This window comes from Porphyrobacter sp. TH134, assembly GCF_002855495.1.
Classification (GTDB): domain Bacteria; phylum Pseudomonadota; class Alphaproteobacteria; order Sphingomonadales; family Sphingomonadaceae; genus Erythrobacter.
In genome coordinates this window covers 1-16,636 of the sequence record NZ_PKRO01000017.1, presented here as the reverse complement: position 1 = coordinate 16,636, position 16,636 = coordinate 1, and the positions used below count along the sequence as shown (strand labels likewise).

17 protein-coding genes and 1 pseudogene are annotated in these 16,636 nt (G+C 64.4%); all 18 read left to right on the top strand.

Annotated features, from left to right (window positions below):
* Positions 1–61 precede the first annotated feature (61 nt).
* Positions 62–391 carry a hypothetical protein gene (locus C0V72_RS09050; RefSeq protein WP_011445803.1) on the top strand — a complete coding sequence of 110 codons (330 nt, stop codon included), beginning with the start codon at positions 62–64 and terminating at the stop codon, positions 389–391.
* A 26-nt stretch (positions 392–417) separates the two neighbouring features.
* Positions 418–705 carry a type IV conjugative transfer system protein TraL gene (traL, locus tag C0V72_RS09045; protein ID WP_020819170.1) on the top strand — a complete coding sequence of 96 codons (288 nt, stop codon included), beginning with the start codon at positions 418–420 and terminating at the stop codon, positions 703–705.
* 11 nt (positions 706–716) lie between these two features.
* On the top strand, positions 717–1,289 hold the full coding sequence (locus C0V72_RS09040; protein ID WP_101793811.1) for a type IV conjugative transfer system protein TraE: 573 nt from the start codon (positions 717–719) through the stop codon (positions 1,287–1,289).
* Positions 1,289–2,044, top strand: a complete 756-nt coding sequence (locus C0V72_RS09035) for a type-F conjugative transfer system secretin TraK (RefSeq protein ID WP_101793810.1) — start codon at positions 1,289–1,291, stop codon at positions 2,042–2,044. The genes C0V72_RS09040 and C0V72_RS09035 overlap by 1 nt, the downstream gene beginning before the upstream one ends.
* Positions 2,037–3,377 carry a TrbI/VirB10 family protein gene (locus tag C0V72_RS09030; protein WP_101793809.1) on the top strand — a complete coding sequence of 447 codons (1,341 nt, stop codon included), beginning with the start codon at positions 2,037–2,039 and terminating at the stop codon, positions 3,375–3,377. Before C0V72_RS09035 ends, C0V72_RS09030 begins: the two co-directional genes overlap by 8 nt.
* A complete protein-coding gene (locus C0V72_RS09025; RefSeq protein ID WP_101793808.1) occupies positions 3,374–4,288 on the top strand; it encodes a DsbC family protein in 915 nt (304 codons plus the stop codon). The genes C0V72_RS09030 and C0V72_RS09025 overlap by 4 nt, the downstream gene beginning before the upstream one ends.
* 4 nt (positions 4,289–4,292) lie before the next feature.
* Entirely contained in the window at positions 4,293–5,102 is an 810-nt protein-coding gene (locus tag C0V72_RS09020) for a conjugal transfer protein TraV (protein WP_101793807.1), read from the top strand.
* A complete protein-coding gene (traC, locus tag C0V72_RS09015; protein WP_101793806.1) occupies positions 5,102–7,645 on the top strand; it encodes a type IV secretion system protein TraC in 2,544 nt (847 codons plus the stop codon). The genes C0V72_RS09020 and traC overlap by 1 nt, the downstream gene beginning before the upstream one ends.
* A 29-nt stretch (positions 7,646–7,674) precedes the next feature.
* Positions 7,675–8,067, top strand: a complete 393-nt coding sequence (locus tag C0V72_RS09010) for a hypothetical protein (RefSeq protein WP_073974249.1) — start codon at positions 7,675–7,677, stop codon at positions 8,065–8,067.
* Positions 8,064–8,471, top strand: a complete 408-nt coding sequence (locus C0V72_RS09005; RefSeq protein WP_101793805.1) for a type-F conjugative transfer system protein TrbI — start codon at positions 8,064–8,066, stop codon at positions 8,469–8,471. Before C0V72_RS09010 ends, C0V72_RS09005 begins: the two co-directional genes overlap by 4 nt.
* Positions 8,458–8,982 carry a S26 family signal peptidase gene (locus C0V72_RS09000; protein ID WP_101793804.1) on the top strand — a complete coding sequence of 175 codons (525 nt, stop codon included), beginning with the start codon at positions 8,458–8,460 and terminating at the stop codon, positions 8,980–8,982. The genes C0V72_RS09005 and C0V72_RS09000 overlap by 14 nt, the downstream gene beginning before the upstream one ends.
* Positions 8,979–9,626, top strand: a complete 648-nt coding sequence (traW, locus tag C0V72_RS08995; protein ID WP_199797784.1) for a type-F conjugative transfer system protein TraW — start codon at positions 8,979–8,981, stop codon at positions 9,624–9,626. The genes C0V72_RS09000 and traW overlap by 4 nt, the downstream gene beginning before the upstream one ends.
* Positions 9,623–10,651 carry a conjugal transfer pilus assembly protein TraU gene (traU, locus tag C0V72_RS08990; RefSeq protein WP_101793803.1) on the top strand — a complete coding sequence of 343 codons (1,029 nt, stop codon included), beginning with the start codon at positions 9,623–9,625 and terminating at the stop codon, positions 10,649–10,651. The genes traW and traU overlap by 4 nt, the downstream gene beginning before the upstream one ends.
* On the top strand, positions 10,636–11,412 hold the full coding sequence (gene trbC / locus C0V72_RS08985; RefSeq protein WP_233999865.1) for a type-F conjugative transfer system pilin assembly protein TrbC: 777 nt from the start codon (positions 10,636–10,638) through the stop codon (positions 11,410–11,412). Before traU ends, trbC begins: the two co-directional genes overlap by 16 nt.
* Positions 11,409–13,136 carry a conjugal transfer protein TraN gene (locus C0V72_RS08980; protein WP_101793801.1) on the top strand — a complete coding sequence of 576 codons (1,728 nt, stop codon included), beginning with the start codon at positions 11,409–11,411 and terminating at the stop codon, positions 13,134–13,136. Before trbC ends, C0V72_RS08980 begins: the two co-directional genes overlap by 4 nt.
* Positions 13,117–13,968, top strand: coding sequence for a conjugal transfer protein TraF (locus C0V72_RS08975; RefSeq protein ID WP_101793800.1), 852 nt, complete (start codon positions 13,117–13,119; stop codon positions 13,966–13,968). Before C0V72_RS08980 ends, C0V72_RS08975 begins: the two co-directional genes overlap by 20 nt.
* Position 13,969: 1 nt before the next feature.
* Positions 13,970–15,406 (top strand): conjugal transfer protein TraH, encoded by a 1,437-nt coding sequence (locus tag C0V72_RS08970; RefSeq protein ID WP_101793853.1) that lies wholly within the window; start codon positions 13,970–13,972, stop codon positions 15,404–15,406.
* 33 nt (positions 15,407–15,439) lie between these two features.
* Positions 15,440–16,543, top strand: a pseudogene (locus C0V72_RS08965) (conjugal transfer protein TraG N-terminal domain-containing protein); the annotation flags it as partial.
* Positions 16,544–16,636 lie beyond the last annotated feature (93 nt).

Sequence of the window (16,636 nt, the reverse complement as noted above, 5' to 3'; positions counted from 1 at the left end):
GCATGTGGAACACACAGCGAACGCAAGAACGCTGTGACCACCCCTCCAACCGGAGCTTCACATGCAGTCTCTCACCCTCCCCAGGCGCGCCAGCGTCAAGGGTCTCGGCAAGACCCTCAACATTGCCATCCCGGTCGCAATCGCGGCGCTTGCGGCGAGCGCCGCCTATGCCGGCGCTGACACGACCTTCACCCCTGCCCTCACGAAGTTCACGGACTTTCTGGAAGGCTCGGGCGGCAAGATCATCACGGTTCTCAGCCTCGCTGGCGGCCTAATCGGTCTGGCATCCGGGCGTTTTTCGCTCGGCCAGGTCGCCGTTCCGGTGGGTGTCGGCATCGGTGTCGGCACGGGTGTTCCGATCGTCACCTCGGTCGTGACCGCGGTCATCTGAGCGCGGCAAGGGAAGGCGGCGTCGCCATGGCAGACCCATACATCATTCCTCGGCGGCTCGATGACCCGGAGCTTATCGGCTTTTGGACCATCGACGAGTTCGCGGGAATGTTGGCCCCCTTCACCTGGGGGATCCTCACCCAGCATATCTTTATCGGCATTATAGTCGCCTTCGGCGCCTGGTTCGCATTGCGAAAGGCAAAAGCAGGACGCGCCAGCTCCTGGGTAGCCCACGCCGCATACTGGTATCTGCCTGCAGGATTTCTGGGCCTCAAGGCAACGCCGCCTTCTCACTGCCGACTACTCGCCGGTTGAGGGGCACTTTCATGTATTCCGACATTTCTCACGAACGCCAGCAATCGCTGCTGCGCCAGCGCAACCTCTTTGCGCTCACTAGCGCTGGCCTAGGCCTCGCAATGGTCATCGCCGGTAGCCTTGCTGCCACCCGCGACCGCGAAGTGGTGCTGGTTCCGACCGTTCCCAAACAGCTCACGGTGAGCAGTGCCGGGGTCGAGGCCGACTATCTCGAGCTCGTCACCCGCGATGCCGCCCTTGTTCTCCTCAATCGCAGCCCCGAGGGCCTCGATTACTGGATGAACGAGATCCTGAAGCTGGCAGATCCCGGAAGCTATGGCCGCCTCAAGGCCGAACTCGTCCGGATCGTCGAAGAGCAGCGGGGCTCGGATGTCACCCAGGCATTCGTGATCCGGTCGATGACTGTCGATCCCAAGGGTCTGACATCGGATGTGACCGGCACGCTTAAGACCTTCGTCGGCGCGCAGGTGATTGCCAGCGACGAGCGCCGTTTCCGCTTCAGCTGGACTTACCGCGGCCTGCGCCTCGCGCTCTCCGGGTTCGCCCAGCTCCCCCCACAGGACAAATCGAAGGAGGCCCAGTGATGGCTTACCGAAAAGGGACCCATACACGGGGTCTATTTCTGAGCGCGGCCGCTCTGCTCACCGCAGCATCCCCCGCTCATGCCGCCGACCAGTTCAAGCAAACGGCTGACGGCGCCGGAATCGAGTGCAGCGTTTCAGCGCGAGAGCTGACCCGCTTCGCATTGGTCGACGACCAGTTCGCCAGCGTCTCGAAGATCTCGACCGGCACACCCTACAACGACTTTGCAGTGACTAACGAGCCGGTGCGCGGCGACATCTATGTGTCGGTGCCGGAAACGTACGCGGCACGGTCGATCAGCTTTTTCACCACCACGAAGAAGGGCTTCGTCTACAAGGTCGCGTGCCGGGTTGAGCAAATTCCGGCGACCCAGGTCTTCATCACCAACCCCGCCATCGCGAAGAACCGGGCGGCGGATTGGGAAAGCCAGACCCCACTCGAGACAAGCGCCGTCCGGCTCATCCAGGCGATGGCCAATGACCGTTCGGTCGATGGCTTCGAGGTCCACCAGGCTACCGCAATGCCCGCTCGGGTCGGCGATCTCGAGCTCCAGCTCATCGCCGATTATCGCGGCGCCAGCCTCACCGGCAAAGTCGTCCGCATCCACAATCGCGGATCGAAGAGCGTGACGCTCGCCGAACGCGATCTCGCACCACGCGACACGCTCGCCGTCTCGATCGCCGAGCCAAAGCTCGAACCCGGGGCCAGCACCACGGCCTTTGTTGTCGGCGCAAGCGGGGAGACCGGCCATGACTGATGCAACCCATACGCCAAGCACTGCCCCTTTGCAGGCCGAGAGCGCGGCATCGTCCGAACTTTCCGGGCTCAACGCCCGCACCGCGCGCCGTCAGAAGCTGCTGCTGGGGTCGCTGGGAGCACTCGCCCTCATCGGCGGAAGCTGGTTCATCCTTGGCGGCGACGACAAGGCCAAGACCGGCGATCCCAATGCGGCGCAGACGATCGACACGGCAGGCCTGGTCAACCGCGACCTGTCCCAGCGCGAGTTCGTCGCGACCTATGGCAACCGGCTGGATGCAGTCACGCGCGAACAGAAGGCGCTGAAAGACGGCAGCATCCCGCGAAGCGAGATCGAAGCGCAGCTGGCGGCACTCAAAGCCGAAAACCAGGCCATGCGTGTCGATGGACAGGCTGCGATCGATGCTATCTCGGCAGAGAACGCCGAGCTCAAGACCCGGCTTGCCGCGCAGCCTGCATCACCGGCACCGGCTGTACCGCCACCGGCTTATGGGCCGCAGGCAGGCGGCTATGACGCAAGGGCCCGGTCACCTCAAACCGGTACCGGCGCCGCAGCCGGTGATCCGCAGGGCGGCATGATCCCTTCGCCCGGCGAGGTGAAGCTGATGAGCTTCAGCTCCGACAAGGCAGGGACCAGTGGTCTGAGAGTGGGCCGGCCCGATGCGCCACCGGTCGTCGTCGAGGATTCGCCCGATTATCTGCCGCCCAACTCCTACGCGCCGGCACGCGTAATCGTCGGCGTCGATGCCTCGGCAGGTGTCGCCAGCCAGACCGATCCGCTGCCTGTGGTGCTTCGGATTACCGGCCCTGCTCGTTCGGTCATGCAGAACGGAAAGGTTCTGACCACCCGGATCCAGGGCTGCGTCGTCAACGGCGCGGCACGCGGGGATCTCAGCAGTGAGAAGGTCTATGTGAAGCTCGCCCGGATGACCTGCGATCAGCCTGGCGGCAGGGTCGCAGTGAGCGAGGTCAAAGGCTTCATCAGCTTCGCTGGCAAGTCCGGGGTCCGCGGCCGCGTCGTAAGCCGCGAAGGCAGCCTCGTCAGCCAGGCCCTGCTGGCCGGGATCGTCGGCGGCTTCGGGCGCGGCTTCTCGGCCAATGCCAACAGCGTCTTTTCCGGCGTCACGACCAACCCCGACGGCAGTCGCTCCAAGCTCTCAGCCGGCGACATTCTCGGTGGCGGGCTTGGCCAAGGCGCCGCCGACGCTGCCGACACGGTCAGCAAATACCTGATCGAGCGCGCCGAACAGTACCAACCCGTCGTCGAGATGCCGACCGGCATCGATGTCGAGATCGTGTTTCTCGACGGCGTCTACGTGAGGAACTCCCAATGATCGAAAATACTCTCCTCGAGCAGGACAATCGTCGGCGCCGCTGGTTGCGTGCCAGCGCCGGACTGACGGCGATCATCGCCGTGTCGGCCGCGACGGGATGGGGTGTGGCAAGCCTTGCAGCCCCTGCTGCCGCTCCAGACACGGCGAAAGTTCGAGAGGCGCTCAAGCTGCGCCTGCCCAAGACGCCGATCGACGCGATCAACTGCAAGGGCCTTGGCGGCCTGTGCGAGGTCGCGTCCAAATCGACGCTCTTCTACGTCGACCGGGCCGCAAAGTATCTGGTGATCGGCCGGGTCTACGACATGGAAGCCCGTCAGGATCTGACGGCTGCCCGGTTGCTTGCCCTCAATCCGGACCTGCTGGCAGCAGGGGCAGCGCGGCGCAGCAATCCCGAGACGCAATCGGAAGGCGGTCCGAGCGCAGCCGCAGCTTCAGATCGAAACGCGGCACCGCGACATGTCCCGCTCAGCAATCTTCCCGCCAAAGGCGCGATCACCTGGGGGCCGGCCGATGGTCCGCGTGTCGTCGTCTTTTCGGACTTCCACTGCGGCTATTGCAAGAAGCTCGAGGCCGAATTGAAGGCGATCGGAGCGCGGGTTGAAGAGCGGCCGATCTCGATCTTCGGGGCCGAAAGCCGGCGCGATGCTGAACGGGTTCTGTGCTCGCCACGGCCTGAGCTGGCGCTGCATATGGCCTATTCGGGTCTGGCGCTCGCCAATCCCAAACCCTGCGACACAAGCGGGCTCGATGCCAACGAGGCCTTCGCGCGCGCCCACGGCTTTGGCGGCACACCTGTGATCGTGCGCCCCGCCGATGGCGCTGTTCTCGAAGGCTTTCGGCCTGCCGCCGTGCTCCGGGACTTCCTGCGCGCTGGCCCCAACCGGGCCCCCACCCCTGCTCCCAAAGGATAGACCCATGCGTTTTCCGACACGTCTCCTTGCCTGCGCCTGTCTGGCCGGTCTTGCCAGTGGCTGCGCCACGTTCGGCACCAACGTCGAGGGCGATTTCACCTGCCGCGCGCCGAAGGGCGACTGCGCACCGGCTCACGTCATCGATGCCAAGGCGACGGACAATCTGTCGAACGGCACGCTGCTCCATGCTGACGCGCGGCAGAAGTCAGGCGTCGTGGATGCCGACACCAGCCGCACAGCGGAACGCACCTTGCGCGTCGTCTTCCCCGCTCATGTCGATGAAGCTGGAACGCTGCATGACGAAGCGGTCGCCTGGACCGTCGTCGAAAATCCGCGCTGGGCCACCGAGCTGCGCCGCAAGGCGGGTGAGGACCAGGGCGGATCCCTGATGCGCCAGGTCCGTCGGCAGCTGAAAGCCGCTCAGAGAGCCCCTGCACCGGACGGCGCGGAGGGAGACCCGAACGCACCTGATGAGGCGTCGCCCTTCTCGTCTGCACGCGACGACGCGGGTCAGGCTGGCGGCAGCTCGGGCGCCGATGCCCCCAGTCCCTTCAACGAAACTTCAGATGCCTCGCCGCTGGTCCTCCCCTCCACGGCGCGCGAGGCCGTTGCCGGTGCCAAGGCACCGGCGGTCGAGGGGTTCGACACGTCGCCTCGCCTTCGTGATCGAGCCCCTCGGCCTGAGGCGGGGCAGAGCGCTCCGCTTTTCCCGAGCGCAGCGGCGATTGAAGCCGCGAAAGCTGCAATCCGCCCGGCAGTCAGATCCGGCGAACAGCCGATCGTCAGCACCTCCCAGCCGAAGGAGCCCAAGTGATGGCCGAACAACTCAAGACCGTCGTCGATCGGCTGCTCAGCGGATTGCTGGGTGATGCCGAGCACGCCGACAATGCCCGCCCGCAGCTCATGGTCGACATGCTCTCCGACTGGCTCCCCTACCGGGTCTACGATCCGGCAACCCGCCTTTACTTCAACGCACGCTCGAAGGGCTTTGTCCTTTCGGTTACGCCGCTGATCGGAGCCGACGAGCGCACCGGGGAAATCCTGGGACAGTTCTTCTCGGAAGGACTGCCAGCAGGCGCTTGCCTTCAGGTACTCCACCTTGCAAGCCCGCGCATCAGCAGGATCATCGCCCCGTGGTTCGCCCCACGCTACATCCAGGGCGGCGTGTACGAGGCAATTGCCCGGCACCGGGCGCGGCGGCTCTATTCGCTCGTATGGGAGTCCGGCTCGGCGGACGCGCCCTTCCATGCGCGGCATCACCAGGTGATCGTCTCGGTCGGGGTGCCGACCTCCAAGTCGGTCAGCAATGAGGATCTCAAGCAGACCCGCGATGGCCTGGTGGCGATGCTCAAGTCGCTCAATCTCGGCGTGGTCGAAGTCGGGCCGGAAGCGCTCATCGCTGTCATCGATGATCTAACTTCTCCCACCACCGCCCCGCAGGACGATGCGGTGCCCTACAACCCGAATGATCCAATCGCCTCCCAGGCGATCCGCCACGACATCGAACTGGTGGTAGCTGAAGATCGCATGCGACTCGTGACCGAGCGTTTCCGCCCCACTGGCAAGGTCAATGACGGCGTGCCCGAGATCGGGACCGTCTATCCCGATGCCTTCGATGTCCGGCATTTTGCCGTACGCAACATGCCATCGCGCTGGGCCCCGTGGGAATGCGCGCGGCTGATCGGCGACCTGTTCACCGACAAGCTGCGCTTCCCCTGCCCCGCCGCAACCATGCTGTGTCTCGTCTATCCGGACCAGGAGGCTGCATCGGCGAAGGCCGGATTCAAGTTCATGCGGACGACCAGCCTCGCCGGGACCCGCAGCGCGCGGTTCCTGCCTCGGATCGGCGAACAGGCCGCCGAGTGGCAGCATGTTCAGGCCGAGCTCCAGGAAGGCCGCCGTCTCGTGCGGGTCTTCTACGGTGTGACGACCTATTCGCCACTGGGCCAGGGCGACCGCCACGAACGCGCGATCAAATCGATCTACAAGGCGGCGGGCTGGGACCTTACGGACGAGCGCTACCTCCAGATCCAGGGATTGCTCGCCGCGATGCCGCTCACCCTGGCTGACGGGCTCGGCGCCGATATGGAACGGCTGAAGCGGTTCAAGACCGTGCTATCGACGACCGCAGCCAACATCGCGCCCATGCAGGGCGAGTATCTCGGCAGCGCCCACCCCCACCTGCTGTTCGTCGGACGGCGGGGCCAGCCCTTCTTCTGGTCGCCGTTCGAGAACGAGGCCGGCAACCACAATGTTGCGATCTGCGGCAAGTCGGGATCGGGGAAGTCGGTGCTGCTCCAGGAGATGTGCGCCGCGCTGCGCGGCGCCGGCGCACAGGTTGTCGTGATCGACGATGGCCGCAGCTTCGAGCACTCGGTCAAGCTGCAGGGCGGTCGCTTTGTCGAGTTCACGATTGCTGCGGGCTTCTGCCTCAACCCGTTCTCGATGATCGATGCCACCCGCGCCGCGGAAGACGAGGACTACCGCCTCGACTGCTTCGGGATGATCAAGGCCATCGTCGGGCAAATGGCTCGCCACAGCGCGAAGCTGACGGATACCGAACGCGGATTGATCGACCGGGCGGTCAACCTCGTCTGGGCGCAGCACGGCGCGGCTGCCACGGTCACGACCGTCGGCGAGATGCTGGCTAGTCTCGGCCATGACACTGCGGCAGATATCGCAACCGCGCTTGCCCCCTACATGGCGGGCGGAACTTACGGTGCCTTCTTTGAAGGCCAGGCAAGCCTCGACCTCGATGCGGACTTCACGGTCTTCGAGATGTCCGACCTTGCGAGCCGGGAGGATCTGCGCAGCGTCGTCCTCTCAGCCATCATGTTCATGACCAGCCAATCCATGACGCGAAGCCCAAGGTCGCTGCGCAAGCTTCTGCTGATCGATGAAGCCTGGTCGATGCTCAAGGGCGGTTCGATGGGTGAATTCGTCGAAACCTACGCCCGCACCTGCCGCAAGTATGGCGGCGCGCTGGCGACCGCTACCCAGTCGCTCAACGACTACTACAAGTCCGACGGGGCAACGGCGGCGCTCGAGAACAGCGACTGGATGCTGATCCTCCAGCAGAAGCCGGAGACGATCGCCGATTTCAAGGCGAGCAAGCGCCTCGATATGGACGATCGCACCGAGACGCTGATCCGCAGTCTCAAGCGCTCCGGGAGCGACTATTCCGAGGTGTTCATCAAGGGGCCGGAGACCGAGGCGATCGGGCGGCTCGTGCTCGATGACTATTCGGCAACGCTCTTCTCGAGTTCGCCCCAGACCTTTGCCGCCATCGATGCCGAGATCGCGCGCGGGCACCAGCTCGCCGATGCCATCGAGCGCATCGCTCATCCCACCCGCTGACACCCCATCACCAAAGGATCCCTATCTCCATGCCTCTCCACCTCGTCACCCCCTTCGACCGGACCGACCCGTCCGAAGACGAACAGCCCGTCAGCCAGCCAGTCCAGACCTTGCGCTCGCGCATGGCCGATGGCTGCTACATCCTGCTTCGCGGCTGCCTGTTTCTCGGCTCATCCTACCTGATGGCACTGGGCCTGCCGCTGCTGTTCTTCCTGCTGTTGTCGGGCGGCAATCCCGATGCCTTCTTCGCCCATGTCGCCAATCTCGGTGACCGCTTCCTGGCGGCCGACCTCGCACGGCGCGTGACCTTCCTCGGCCAGTGCAAGTTCGTTCTGATCGGTCTCGCGACGCTCGTCGTCGTGTGGCGCATGCCGCGCTTCATCCGCGACCTCGACCGCGAACTCTCGGGAGAAAAGCTGTGAAGAACATTCTGGCAACATCGAGCCTGCGGGGGCGGCTTTCAGCGATCAATCTCACCGCTGTCGTGGTCGGCGCTGGCATGGTCAGTCAGGTTCTGTGGGGTGTCTGGGCGACGGACAAGCTGCTCACCCTGGAAAAACGCGAGGTCGTCACGGTCCAGCTGAGCCGGATCATGGGCGACTTCATCGAAGCCGAAGCGCGTGCCGGTCGGCCGCCTGAAGAAACCAGACTGCGCGTCCAGGCCTACCTCAAGGCCGTGGAAGCCTCGGTACAGAAGCTCGGCCGCGAAGGCCGGACAGTTCTGGTTGCCGAAGCAGTGGTCGCCGGGAGCACGCCGGACCTGACCGGGTCTGTGCGTGCCGACGTCGTGCGCCGCATGGGAGCCCTTCCCGATGCTGCCCGCTGATCTCTTGATCCGCTCAGCATCGGCGCGCCGGCTCGTGCTTTGGGGCGTGCTCGGCGCCGGGGCACTGGCGCTCTCCTCGCTTGCCGCCTTCGCGCAGGGCCATGCGCTCATGATCAATGTGAGCCCCAGCCTGCCCTACTGGGCCATCTGGGTCACGCGAGGGGCACCCGTGCATCGCGGGGACATCATCCTGTTCGAACCGCCCACCTCGCCTTTGTTGGTCAAGCATTTCGGGGCGAAGCCCAAGCCGTTCGGCAAGCGTGTGAGCGGTGTTCCGGGCGACATCATCACCGAGCAAAACCGGATCTACTTCGTCAACGGTGAGGCCGTGGCCAAGGCCAAGCTTGAGAGCCGCTTTGGCGAACCGCTGGCGCTTGGACCTACGGGGCGCGTGCCGCAAGGCTGCTATTTCGTCACCAGCGAACACATGGATGGCTTCGACAGCCGCTATGCCGCGATCGGTTGGATCTGTGGCCAGCGCATTCTCGGGGTCGGGAGGCCGATCCTGTGAGGCTCCTCACTTTTCCCGTTTGCGCCACTGCGCTGGCGCTGGCCATCGCACCACAGGCAATGGCCCGCGATTACGGCCAGCACGGCGCGGTATGGCCGGTCATTGAACCGGACCTGCTTCAGCAGATCCATGCCAGGCTCACCCAGCTTGAGAAGACCGGAGAAACGGCCCGCCTCAACGAAGAGCTGAAGCGGCGGACCATCGCCCGGGTCAACCGGCCAGAGCCTGTTGCTAGCGTTACCATCGCCTCGGCGCTGCGCAGCTGGCGCTTCGATCCGACGATCACCGTCGAGCGCGATATTGCCGACGACAAGGGCCGGCTCATCATTGCCGCAGGCACGCGGGTCAATCCGCTCGATACCGTGCCGCTCCGGGCTCCCCTCGTCTTTCTCGATGGCGACGACCCGGCACAGCTCGCTTGGGCCACCCGCCGCTATGCCAGCACAAAGGCGAAGCTCATCCTCGTAGCCGGTGCCCCGCTCGAACTCATGAAAGCCCGTCAGCGGCGCTTCTACTTCGATCAGGGCGGCACGCTGGTGAAACACTTCGGCATTCGCGCGGTGCCCGCAACCGTCGAGCAGCAGGGCCGCGCGCTCGTCATCACCGAACAGCCCGTGCCTCTCAAGGAGCGTGCGCCGTCATGAGCAAGAAAAAACGCCTTCTGTCATGGCTTTGCGGAGCACTTCTGCTCACCAGCCTGAGCGTCGTGTCCAGTGCTCCTGCCCAGGCTGCGGCCGGCCCCGGGCGCTGCACTGGCAAGTTCGTCAATCCGATCACGGACATCTGCTGGTCGTGCCTGTTTCCGATCTCGATCGGTGGCCTGAAGATATGGCCGTCGAGCCGTCCCGATCCGAGCAACCCGGCTCTCCCTGTTTGCCTCTGCGGTTTGCGGCCCGGCATCGCCATGGGGTTCTGGGAGCCGGTCCGGCTTGCCGACGTCAGCATGAAGCCATGGTGCTTCGTCAATCTCGGCGGGATGAAGCTCGATCCGGGATTCGACATCGGCTTCAAGTCGATGGCGGGGCCATCGGCGGTTGGCGGCAACACCCAGTACAACTCGCAGTGGCATGTCCACTGGTATGCCTATCCGCTGATCTACTGGATGGAGATCGTCGCCGATTTCCTGTGCCTCGAGTCCGGCTCGATCGACATCCTCTACATCACCGAGATTGATCCGCTGTGGCAGGACAGCGAGCTAACCGCGATCATCAATCCCGAGGCGGTCCTCTTCGCCAATCCCTTGGCGCTTGCCGCATGTGCAGCGGACTGCGTGGCGGCAACGGCCAAGCTGCCGACTGACGAGCTGTTCTGGTGCGCGGGCTGCCAGGGCACGATGTATCCGCTCAACGGCAATGTCTCGGCAACGATCGGCCATGTGCAGGCATCGCGGCTCGCGCTCGCCCGCTTCTCCTACAAGCTCCACCGCGAGCTCGTCGCTTGGGGGACGATGGGCAGCAAAGGGCTTTGCGGCAAGTACTTGATGCCGGTGATGCGCAAGCAGCAGTACCGCTTCCAGGCCACCAATCCCAATCCGCAGACCAAGGGCCGCTACGCCTGCGCGCCCATTGGTGCCTCCACCACCTTCATGTCGGCAGGCCAGGTCTATCCCGCCATTGGCGAGGACATGGGCTACCTGGTCTGGCGCAAGCGGAATTGCTGCGCGCTATGAACAAACTTCCTCACCTTCTTGTAGTCGCGTCGCTTTCCAGCCTTGCTGCTTTGGCTGGCGCCTCGGCGCAGACGGCCGAACCGGACCTTGATCTGGCCGCTATTCGGGCTCGGGCCAGTGCGGGCGCCGGCGATGCCGACGCGCTGTCCGCCGATGCCCGCGCCAGAGCCGAAGCCCTCGCGCGGGAAGCGAGGACCAGCTCCGACGAGGCCGAGGCGCACGCCCGCCGCTACAACCGTGAGGCTGCAGCGAACGCGAAGCCTGGTGAGGCCAGCACGTTCGATTTTGACCGGATGGTGGCCGATGCCGGCGCCATGACCAGCGAAGGCATGGGCGAGGCGCCGAGGTTCATCGCCTTTGCTTCGCTATCGATGCCGCCTGCAGCGCTGCGTGCGATGATCGACGACGTGACCAAGGCTGGCGGTGTTGTTGCCTTGCGCGGGCTGCCCGGCAACAGCGCCAAGGCTCTCACGGCGGCATTGGCCAAAGTTGCCAAGCCCGGCGAGCAACTGGACGGCGTCGGCATCGACCCGCGACTGTTCCGCGCCTTCGGGATCGAGGCGGTGCCCACCTACGTCGTCACCAGCAGCGACTTCGATCTGTGCGACGGGTTCGACTGCCGGACGCAAGTTCCGCCGCACGACCGGATGAGCGGCAATGTCAGCGCAGCTTACGCGCTCGAGACCTTCGCGCGCGGCGGCGGGCCCGGCGCTTTGCTCGCCGCCCAGCACCTCGCCCGTCTTGAAAGGCAGGTTCCATGAAACGACCAGTCATCTCTCTCGCTGGCGTGGGCGCGCTTCTTCTCGCCCTCGCCGGCCCGCTCTACGCCCAGACTACAACCGATGCGTCGAAGGCCGACGGCAAGGCTTTCGGGCGGGACAAGACAGCCGCGGCGCAAAGCGCGGCAACGACGAACCCGGATGCAAACCGTATCCCCAATTTCGGCGGCACGCCGAGCCAGTCGGGTTACTTCGACGATCCTGACCGGATGAGCCGCGAAGCGGCGAGCCAGGCGACGACCAACACCGGCTACAAGGCCATGCGGGATTCGATGGACCGGCGCGCCCGGTTTGCGCCGCAGGATCTCGATGCAACGATCGCGCGCAGCAATGTGATCAGCGATGACCCGCTCGCCTATACGAGCGGAATGGCCATCGGCGGCTCACAGGGACGCTGCGTGCCCTTGCCGCCGGCCAGCGGAACTGCGGCGCGCTACATGGCGACCTGCAATGTTGGCTATACGGCGACACAGGAAACGCGGACCTGCCCCGTGACGTTGACCGCGCGTGTCGAACAGCGGCAGGTCTACGGCTACTACTGTGTTGGTGGCAGCGGTGTGGACCCGGCTTCGGTCTACAATTGCAACCGCTACCCCGCGCCGCAATGCACTGTCACGCAGTCCTATCCGATCAACCTTTGCGATCCTTATTTCGGGATCTACTGGGGCTGTACCTCGGGCGATCTGAGGGTTGATCTCGTCAGTTGCACGTCGCCGGTCGATGGCGCGACGCCCTATACGGTGACAGGCGAGAACGTCGTCACGACCACGCGCGATGAAAGCCAGTGTGCTGGTCTGGCGGCTGATACCTCGTGCCAGCAGGACACCGAGACGTGCACGGACAGCGATCCGGTGACCCGCATCGTCGATGGCATCGCCGTGACGCAGCCGTGCTGGGCGTGGAGCCGCAATTACAGCTGCGCGCAGTTCACCGAGGCACAGGACTGCCAGACACTTGAAGCCACTCCGGGCTGCAAGCTGGTGCGCGAAGACTGCCTCGCGGGCGAGCCCTGCCGCACCTGGGAGCGGGTCTATGATTGCCCCGTTCCAGACCAGCCTGCGAACACCAACCAGTTCATCTGCGACGGCGACGTCTACTGCATCGATGGCTCGTGCGAGACCATCCAGCGCGAGGCCAACGACGAGTTCAAGGACGCGGCCGTCGCCTTGAACGCGATGAACCAGGCGCGCCGCGAATTCGATCCGGACAATCTCACTTTGTTCAAGGGGACCCGGGAAAGCTGCTCGTCCAAAGTCTTCGGCGTGCTCAACTGCTGCAAGGGCAAGGGTTTCCCGCTTATCCCCGGCATCCAGCTGCTCGTGGCGCTGGGCTGCAGCCGCGAGGAGATGCTGCTGCATCAGAAGGATGCGCAGGGTCTGTGCGCCTACGTCGGCACATATTGCTCGTCCTCCTTCCTTGGCGTGTGCCTGACCAAGCGCAAGGTCTACTGCTGCTTTGAATCCAAGCTCTCGCGGATCCTGCAGGAACAGGGTCGCCAGCAGCTGAACAAGCCCTGGGGCAAGCCGAAGACCGAGCAATGCCAGGGCTTCACCATCGACGAGTTTGCTCGGCTCGACCTCTCGAAAATGGATTTCAGCGAGGTCTATGCCGAGTTCACCGACGCCGCCCGCCTGCCTGACGAGCTGCAGGCAACCCAGGACATCCAACAGAAGATCGAGGACTACTATGCCCGCACCCGCCAGTAAGGTCGCGTGGCGGCTGCTTGCCGCCTGTGCGATTGCCAATTCCGTTTGCCAGCTTTCTCCGGCGACCGCCCAGCCGGTCGCAAGCCGGACCGATGCGCCTCCCAGCGCACAATCGGCCGAGCGCCAGGATAGCTTCTATTGCGAGGAGCGGCGGCTCGGATACTGGTTCTACTGCGAGCGGCCCAAGACGCCGGAGCAGAATTCGCCCTCGCCAGCGCCTGCGGCCAGCGCGACCAGCCAACTTGATGCGATCACGGCGACCTTGCGCGAACTGAAGGCCAAGGCGATCCTCGAGCCGACGCCAGCGAATGTAACGGCCTATATCCGCTTCCAGCGCGCCCAGCTCGACCGCGCGTCGCTCTTCAGCGACGTCTGGCAGCGGGCGATCTGGCAGGATCCCGAGCTCGACTACACGCTGCAGCGCCCGGTCTCGACGCTTGGCAAGCGCCAGTGGCAGGATTCGCGAAGCGCGGAACGCAACGCCGCGATGGCCCAGCTTTCCGAGCGTTACGGGCTCTTCTACTTCTTCGCCCAGAGCTGCGGCGCTTGCGAAGTCATGTCGCCGATCGTGCAGAGCGTTGCCTCGACCTGGCATATCGCGGTGCGCGCGATTTCGACCGATGGCGGCCCGTCGCGGCATTTCCCGAACTACACGGTCGAGACCAACCAGCGCAGCCGCATGGGGCTCGAGCCCAAGATCACGCCAGCGGTCGTGCTCTGGGACGCGCAGACCGGCCGCCCCATCCCGATCGGCTACGGCGTCATGAGCGCCGACGAGCTGCAGGACCGGATTTACCTCCTCACATCGAAGGAAGCTGGACGTGACTATTAGGATAAAAAGAGCCGTCGCTGCGATCCTTGCAGCCACCCTTCCCCTCACCCTCCCGCTATCTGGCGCATCGGCCGACGTCGGCAGTTCGATGGACTCGTTTCTTAACGACGTCGGGGGCGCTGCCAACGTCAACGGACCTACCGCGTTCCAGGGGCAGTCGGCCGGCTATTACAGCCTCGGCAATGTCTGGACGCGGTTCCCGCAGAAGACGACCAACATCGCCAATCTGCAGCTGCCGCGCGCCCGCGCCGGTTGCGGCGGCATCGACATCTTTGCCGGGTCCTTCAGCTTCATCAACGCGAGCGAGATCGTCGCGATGCTGAAGGCAGTCGCGAACAACGCTGTCGGTTTTGCCTTCAGCCTGGCGATCGACACGGTCTGCCCGGAATGCTCGAAGATCATGCAGGAGTTCAGCCAGAAGGCTCAGCTCATGAACAACCTCAACATCAACTCCTGCGAAATGGCGCAGGGTCTGGTGGGCGGGATCTGGCCGAAGGGCGACCTTGCCGACAAGGCGATCTGCGAAGCGATCGGCAACTCCGAAGGGATCTTCACCGACTATGCCGCGGCCAAGCATGGGTGCGGCACCCGGGGGCAGCGATCGAGCACGACCGCGCAAGGCTCGGGCAAGTATGACGACGTCAATCCCGGGGTGCCGCGAAACTACACCTGGACGATCCTGAAGAAGTCGGCGTTCTTCTCGCCAGGCGGCCGGTTCGACGAAGAGCTCGCCGAATATGCGATGACGCTGCTCGGCACGATAATATACGTGCCCCCAAAGGACGATGAGCCGGGCAAGTTCGTGCCAATCGTCGGCGAAGCCTCGTCCACCCTCGTGACTTCGCTGCTGGATGGCACGGCGAATGGCAACGTCCTTATCTTTGACTGCGATGAGCCGGAAAAGTGCCTCAACCCGGGCTTCAAGTCGCTGAGCCTGCCGGCATCGAAAGCGCTGCGGCCGCGCGTGGCTGCGCTCATCGGCGGGATGGTTCAGGCCATCCGGGACGACACCGCGATCAGCGAAGAGCAGAAGGAACTGCTGCAAGTCGCGTCCATCCCGCTCTACAAGATCCTGACCGTCCAGGCGGCCTATGGCCGGGGCATGCCGACCGACGACCGGGAGACCCTGGCCGAGATCGCCAGTGTCGACCTGCTGTTTGCCGTGCTCGACAGGATCGTCAGCGAGGCGGGCCGCTCGATGTCGAGCTTCATCGGGGCGGACGAAGCCAAGATCGCGATGTGGCAGAATCAGGTCAATGTCGTGCGTCAGGCGCTCGCTGACCGGCAGGTCAACACGCATCTCAAGGTCAATGCTGTGCTGCAGATCGTTGAGAAGACGGCGTTCATCGAGAACGTGCTGGCTGCCTCGATGTCGCCCGGAATGGCCGCATCGCTGGACTGGTCGCGCGGCGTCCAGAGCCGCGCCCTCACCCACTGACCGGACCAACCACATCCAGGCGGGACAACAGATATGGTCGAGATTTTCACGGTCGGCGGCGGGGACTATTTGGTCAACGTCTTCCAGGCGGTCGCCGCCTGGACCGGCAACGGGGGCTACAAGAGCCTGCTCCAGGTGGTGATGGTAATGGGGCTTGGCCTGTCCGCCCTCACCCTTGCGTTCAATCAGGACTGGCGCGCCTGGATCAACTGGTTCCTAGGCGCAACGCTCATTTACTCCTGCCTCATGGTGCCGCGGCTCGATGTCCATGTGACCGACCGGCTCAACCCGAGCCTTGCCCCGGCCAATGTCAGCAACGTGCCGTTGGGTCTTGCGTTGATGGCGAGCTTTACCAGCCAGGTCGGCGACTATCTGACGGGCTCGGCAGAAGTGGTGTTTGGCCTGCCCGGTGATCTCAACTATTCGAAAAACGGGATGATCTACGGCGCGCGGCTCTACGATGCGACCCGGTCCTTGCGGATTTCCGATCCGGAGTTTGCTGCCAATCTCGACGAGCATTTCCGGCAATGCGTGTTCTACGACGTCCTGCTCGGCCGCTACTCGATGAAGGAGCTGGCGGAAACCGGCGACATCTGGGCGACGATCGCGCCGGGCAGTCAGGCGCGCGCGCAGCGGTTCCTGACCCGGGATGCCATTTCAGGCCAGGTGAGTTCGAACATCGTGACCTGCCGCGAGGCCTATGACACGCTCAATGCGCAGTGGGCTGGCCTCGTCGATGCGATGGGATCGGTGTTTGGCCGTCAGCTTTACCCCAACCAGACGGCCGCGCTCGCCAAGGCGAAGCTCTTTGCCGACCTGCCGGTGGCCTATCAGTACCTCACCGGCGTCTCGGCCAACGCGACCGAAATCTTCAAGCAGACGCTGACCATCAACGCGATGAGCCAGGCCATGCATTCGATGTCAGGCACCAGCGGCGCGGGCAATGTCGACGTCTACGCCCAGACCCGCGCCGACATTCAGACCGAGCGGACCTATGGCTCGATTGCGAGCAACGCGATGAAGTGGGTCCCGCTCCTGAACCTCGTGCTGACCGTGCTGTTCTACGCCCTCTTCCCGGTCCTGTTTCCCCTGTTCCTGCTTCCCAAGACCGGGCCTGTCGCACTCAAGGGCTACGTTGTTGAAGGACAGTTCACAGGAGCCGTAAGGCGACATCCAGCTTTACGAGGTGTCGCCTTGGCCTGATCGATTTCCCGGCGGATGGTCTTCCGG

Excerpts from the sequence above, each read along its gene's own strand:
- C0V72_RS09050 (WP_011445803.1), top strand. The coding sequence starts at position 62 with ATGCAGTCTCTCACCCTCCCCAGGCGCGCCAGCGTCAAGGGTCTCGGC.
- traL (WP_020819170.1), top strand. The coding sequence starts at position 418 with ATGGCAGACCCATACATCATTCCTCGGCGGCTCGATGACCCGGAGCTT.
- C0V72_RS09040 (WP_101793811.1), top strand. The coding sequence starts at position 717 with ATGTATTCCGACATTTCTCACGAACGCCAGCAATCGCTGCTGCGCCAG.
- C0V72_RS09035 (WP_101793810.1), top strand. The coding sequence starts at position 1,289 with ATGGCTTACCGAAAAGGGACCCATACACGGGGTCTATTTCTGAGCGCG.
- C0V72_RS09030 (WP_101793809.1), top strand. The coding sequence starts at position 2,037 with ATGACTGATGCAACCCATACGCCAAGCACTGCCCCTTTGCAGGCCGAG.
- C0V72_RS09025 (WP_101793808.1), top strand. The coding sequence starts at position 3,374 with ATGATCGAAAATACTCTCCTCGAGCAGGACAATCGTCGGCGCCGCTGG.
- C0V72_RS09020 (WP_101793807.1), top strand. The coding sequence starts at position 4,293 with ATGCGTTTTCCGACACGTCTCCTTGCCTGCGCCTGTCTGGCCGGTCTT.
- traC (WP_101793806.1), top strand. The coding sequence starts at position 5,102 with ATGGCCGAACAACTCAAGACCGTCGTCGATCGGCTGCTCAGCGGATTG.
- C0V72_RS09010 (WP_073974249.1), top strand. The coding sequence starts at position 7,675 with ATGCCTCTCCACCTCGTCACCCCCTTCGACCGGACCGACCCGTCCGAA.
- C0V72_RS09000 (WP_101793804.1), top strand. The coding sequence starts at position 8,458 with ATGCTGCCCGCTGATCTCTTGATCCGCTCAGCATCGGCGCGCCGGCTC.
- traU (WP_101793803.1), top strand. The coding sequence starts at position 9,623 with ATGAGCAAGAAAAAACGCCTTCTGTCATGGCTTTGCGGAGCACTTCTG.
- C0V72_RS08980 (WP_101793801.1), top strand. The coding sequence starts at position 11,409 with ATGAAACGACCAGTCATCTCTCTCGCTGGCGTGGGCGCGCTTCTTCTC.
- C0V72_RS08975 (WP_101793800.1), top strand. The coding sequence starts at position 13,117 with ATGCCCGCACCCGCCAGTAAGGTCGCGTGGCGGCTGCTTGCCGCCTGT.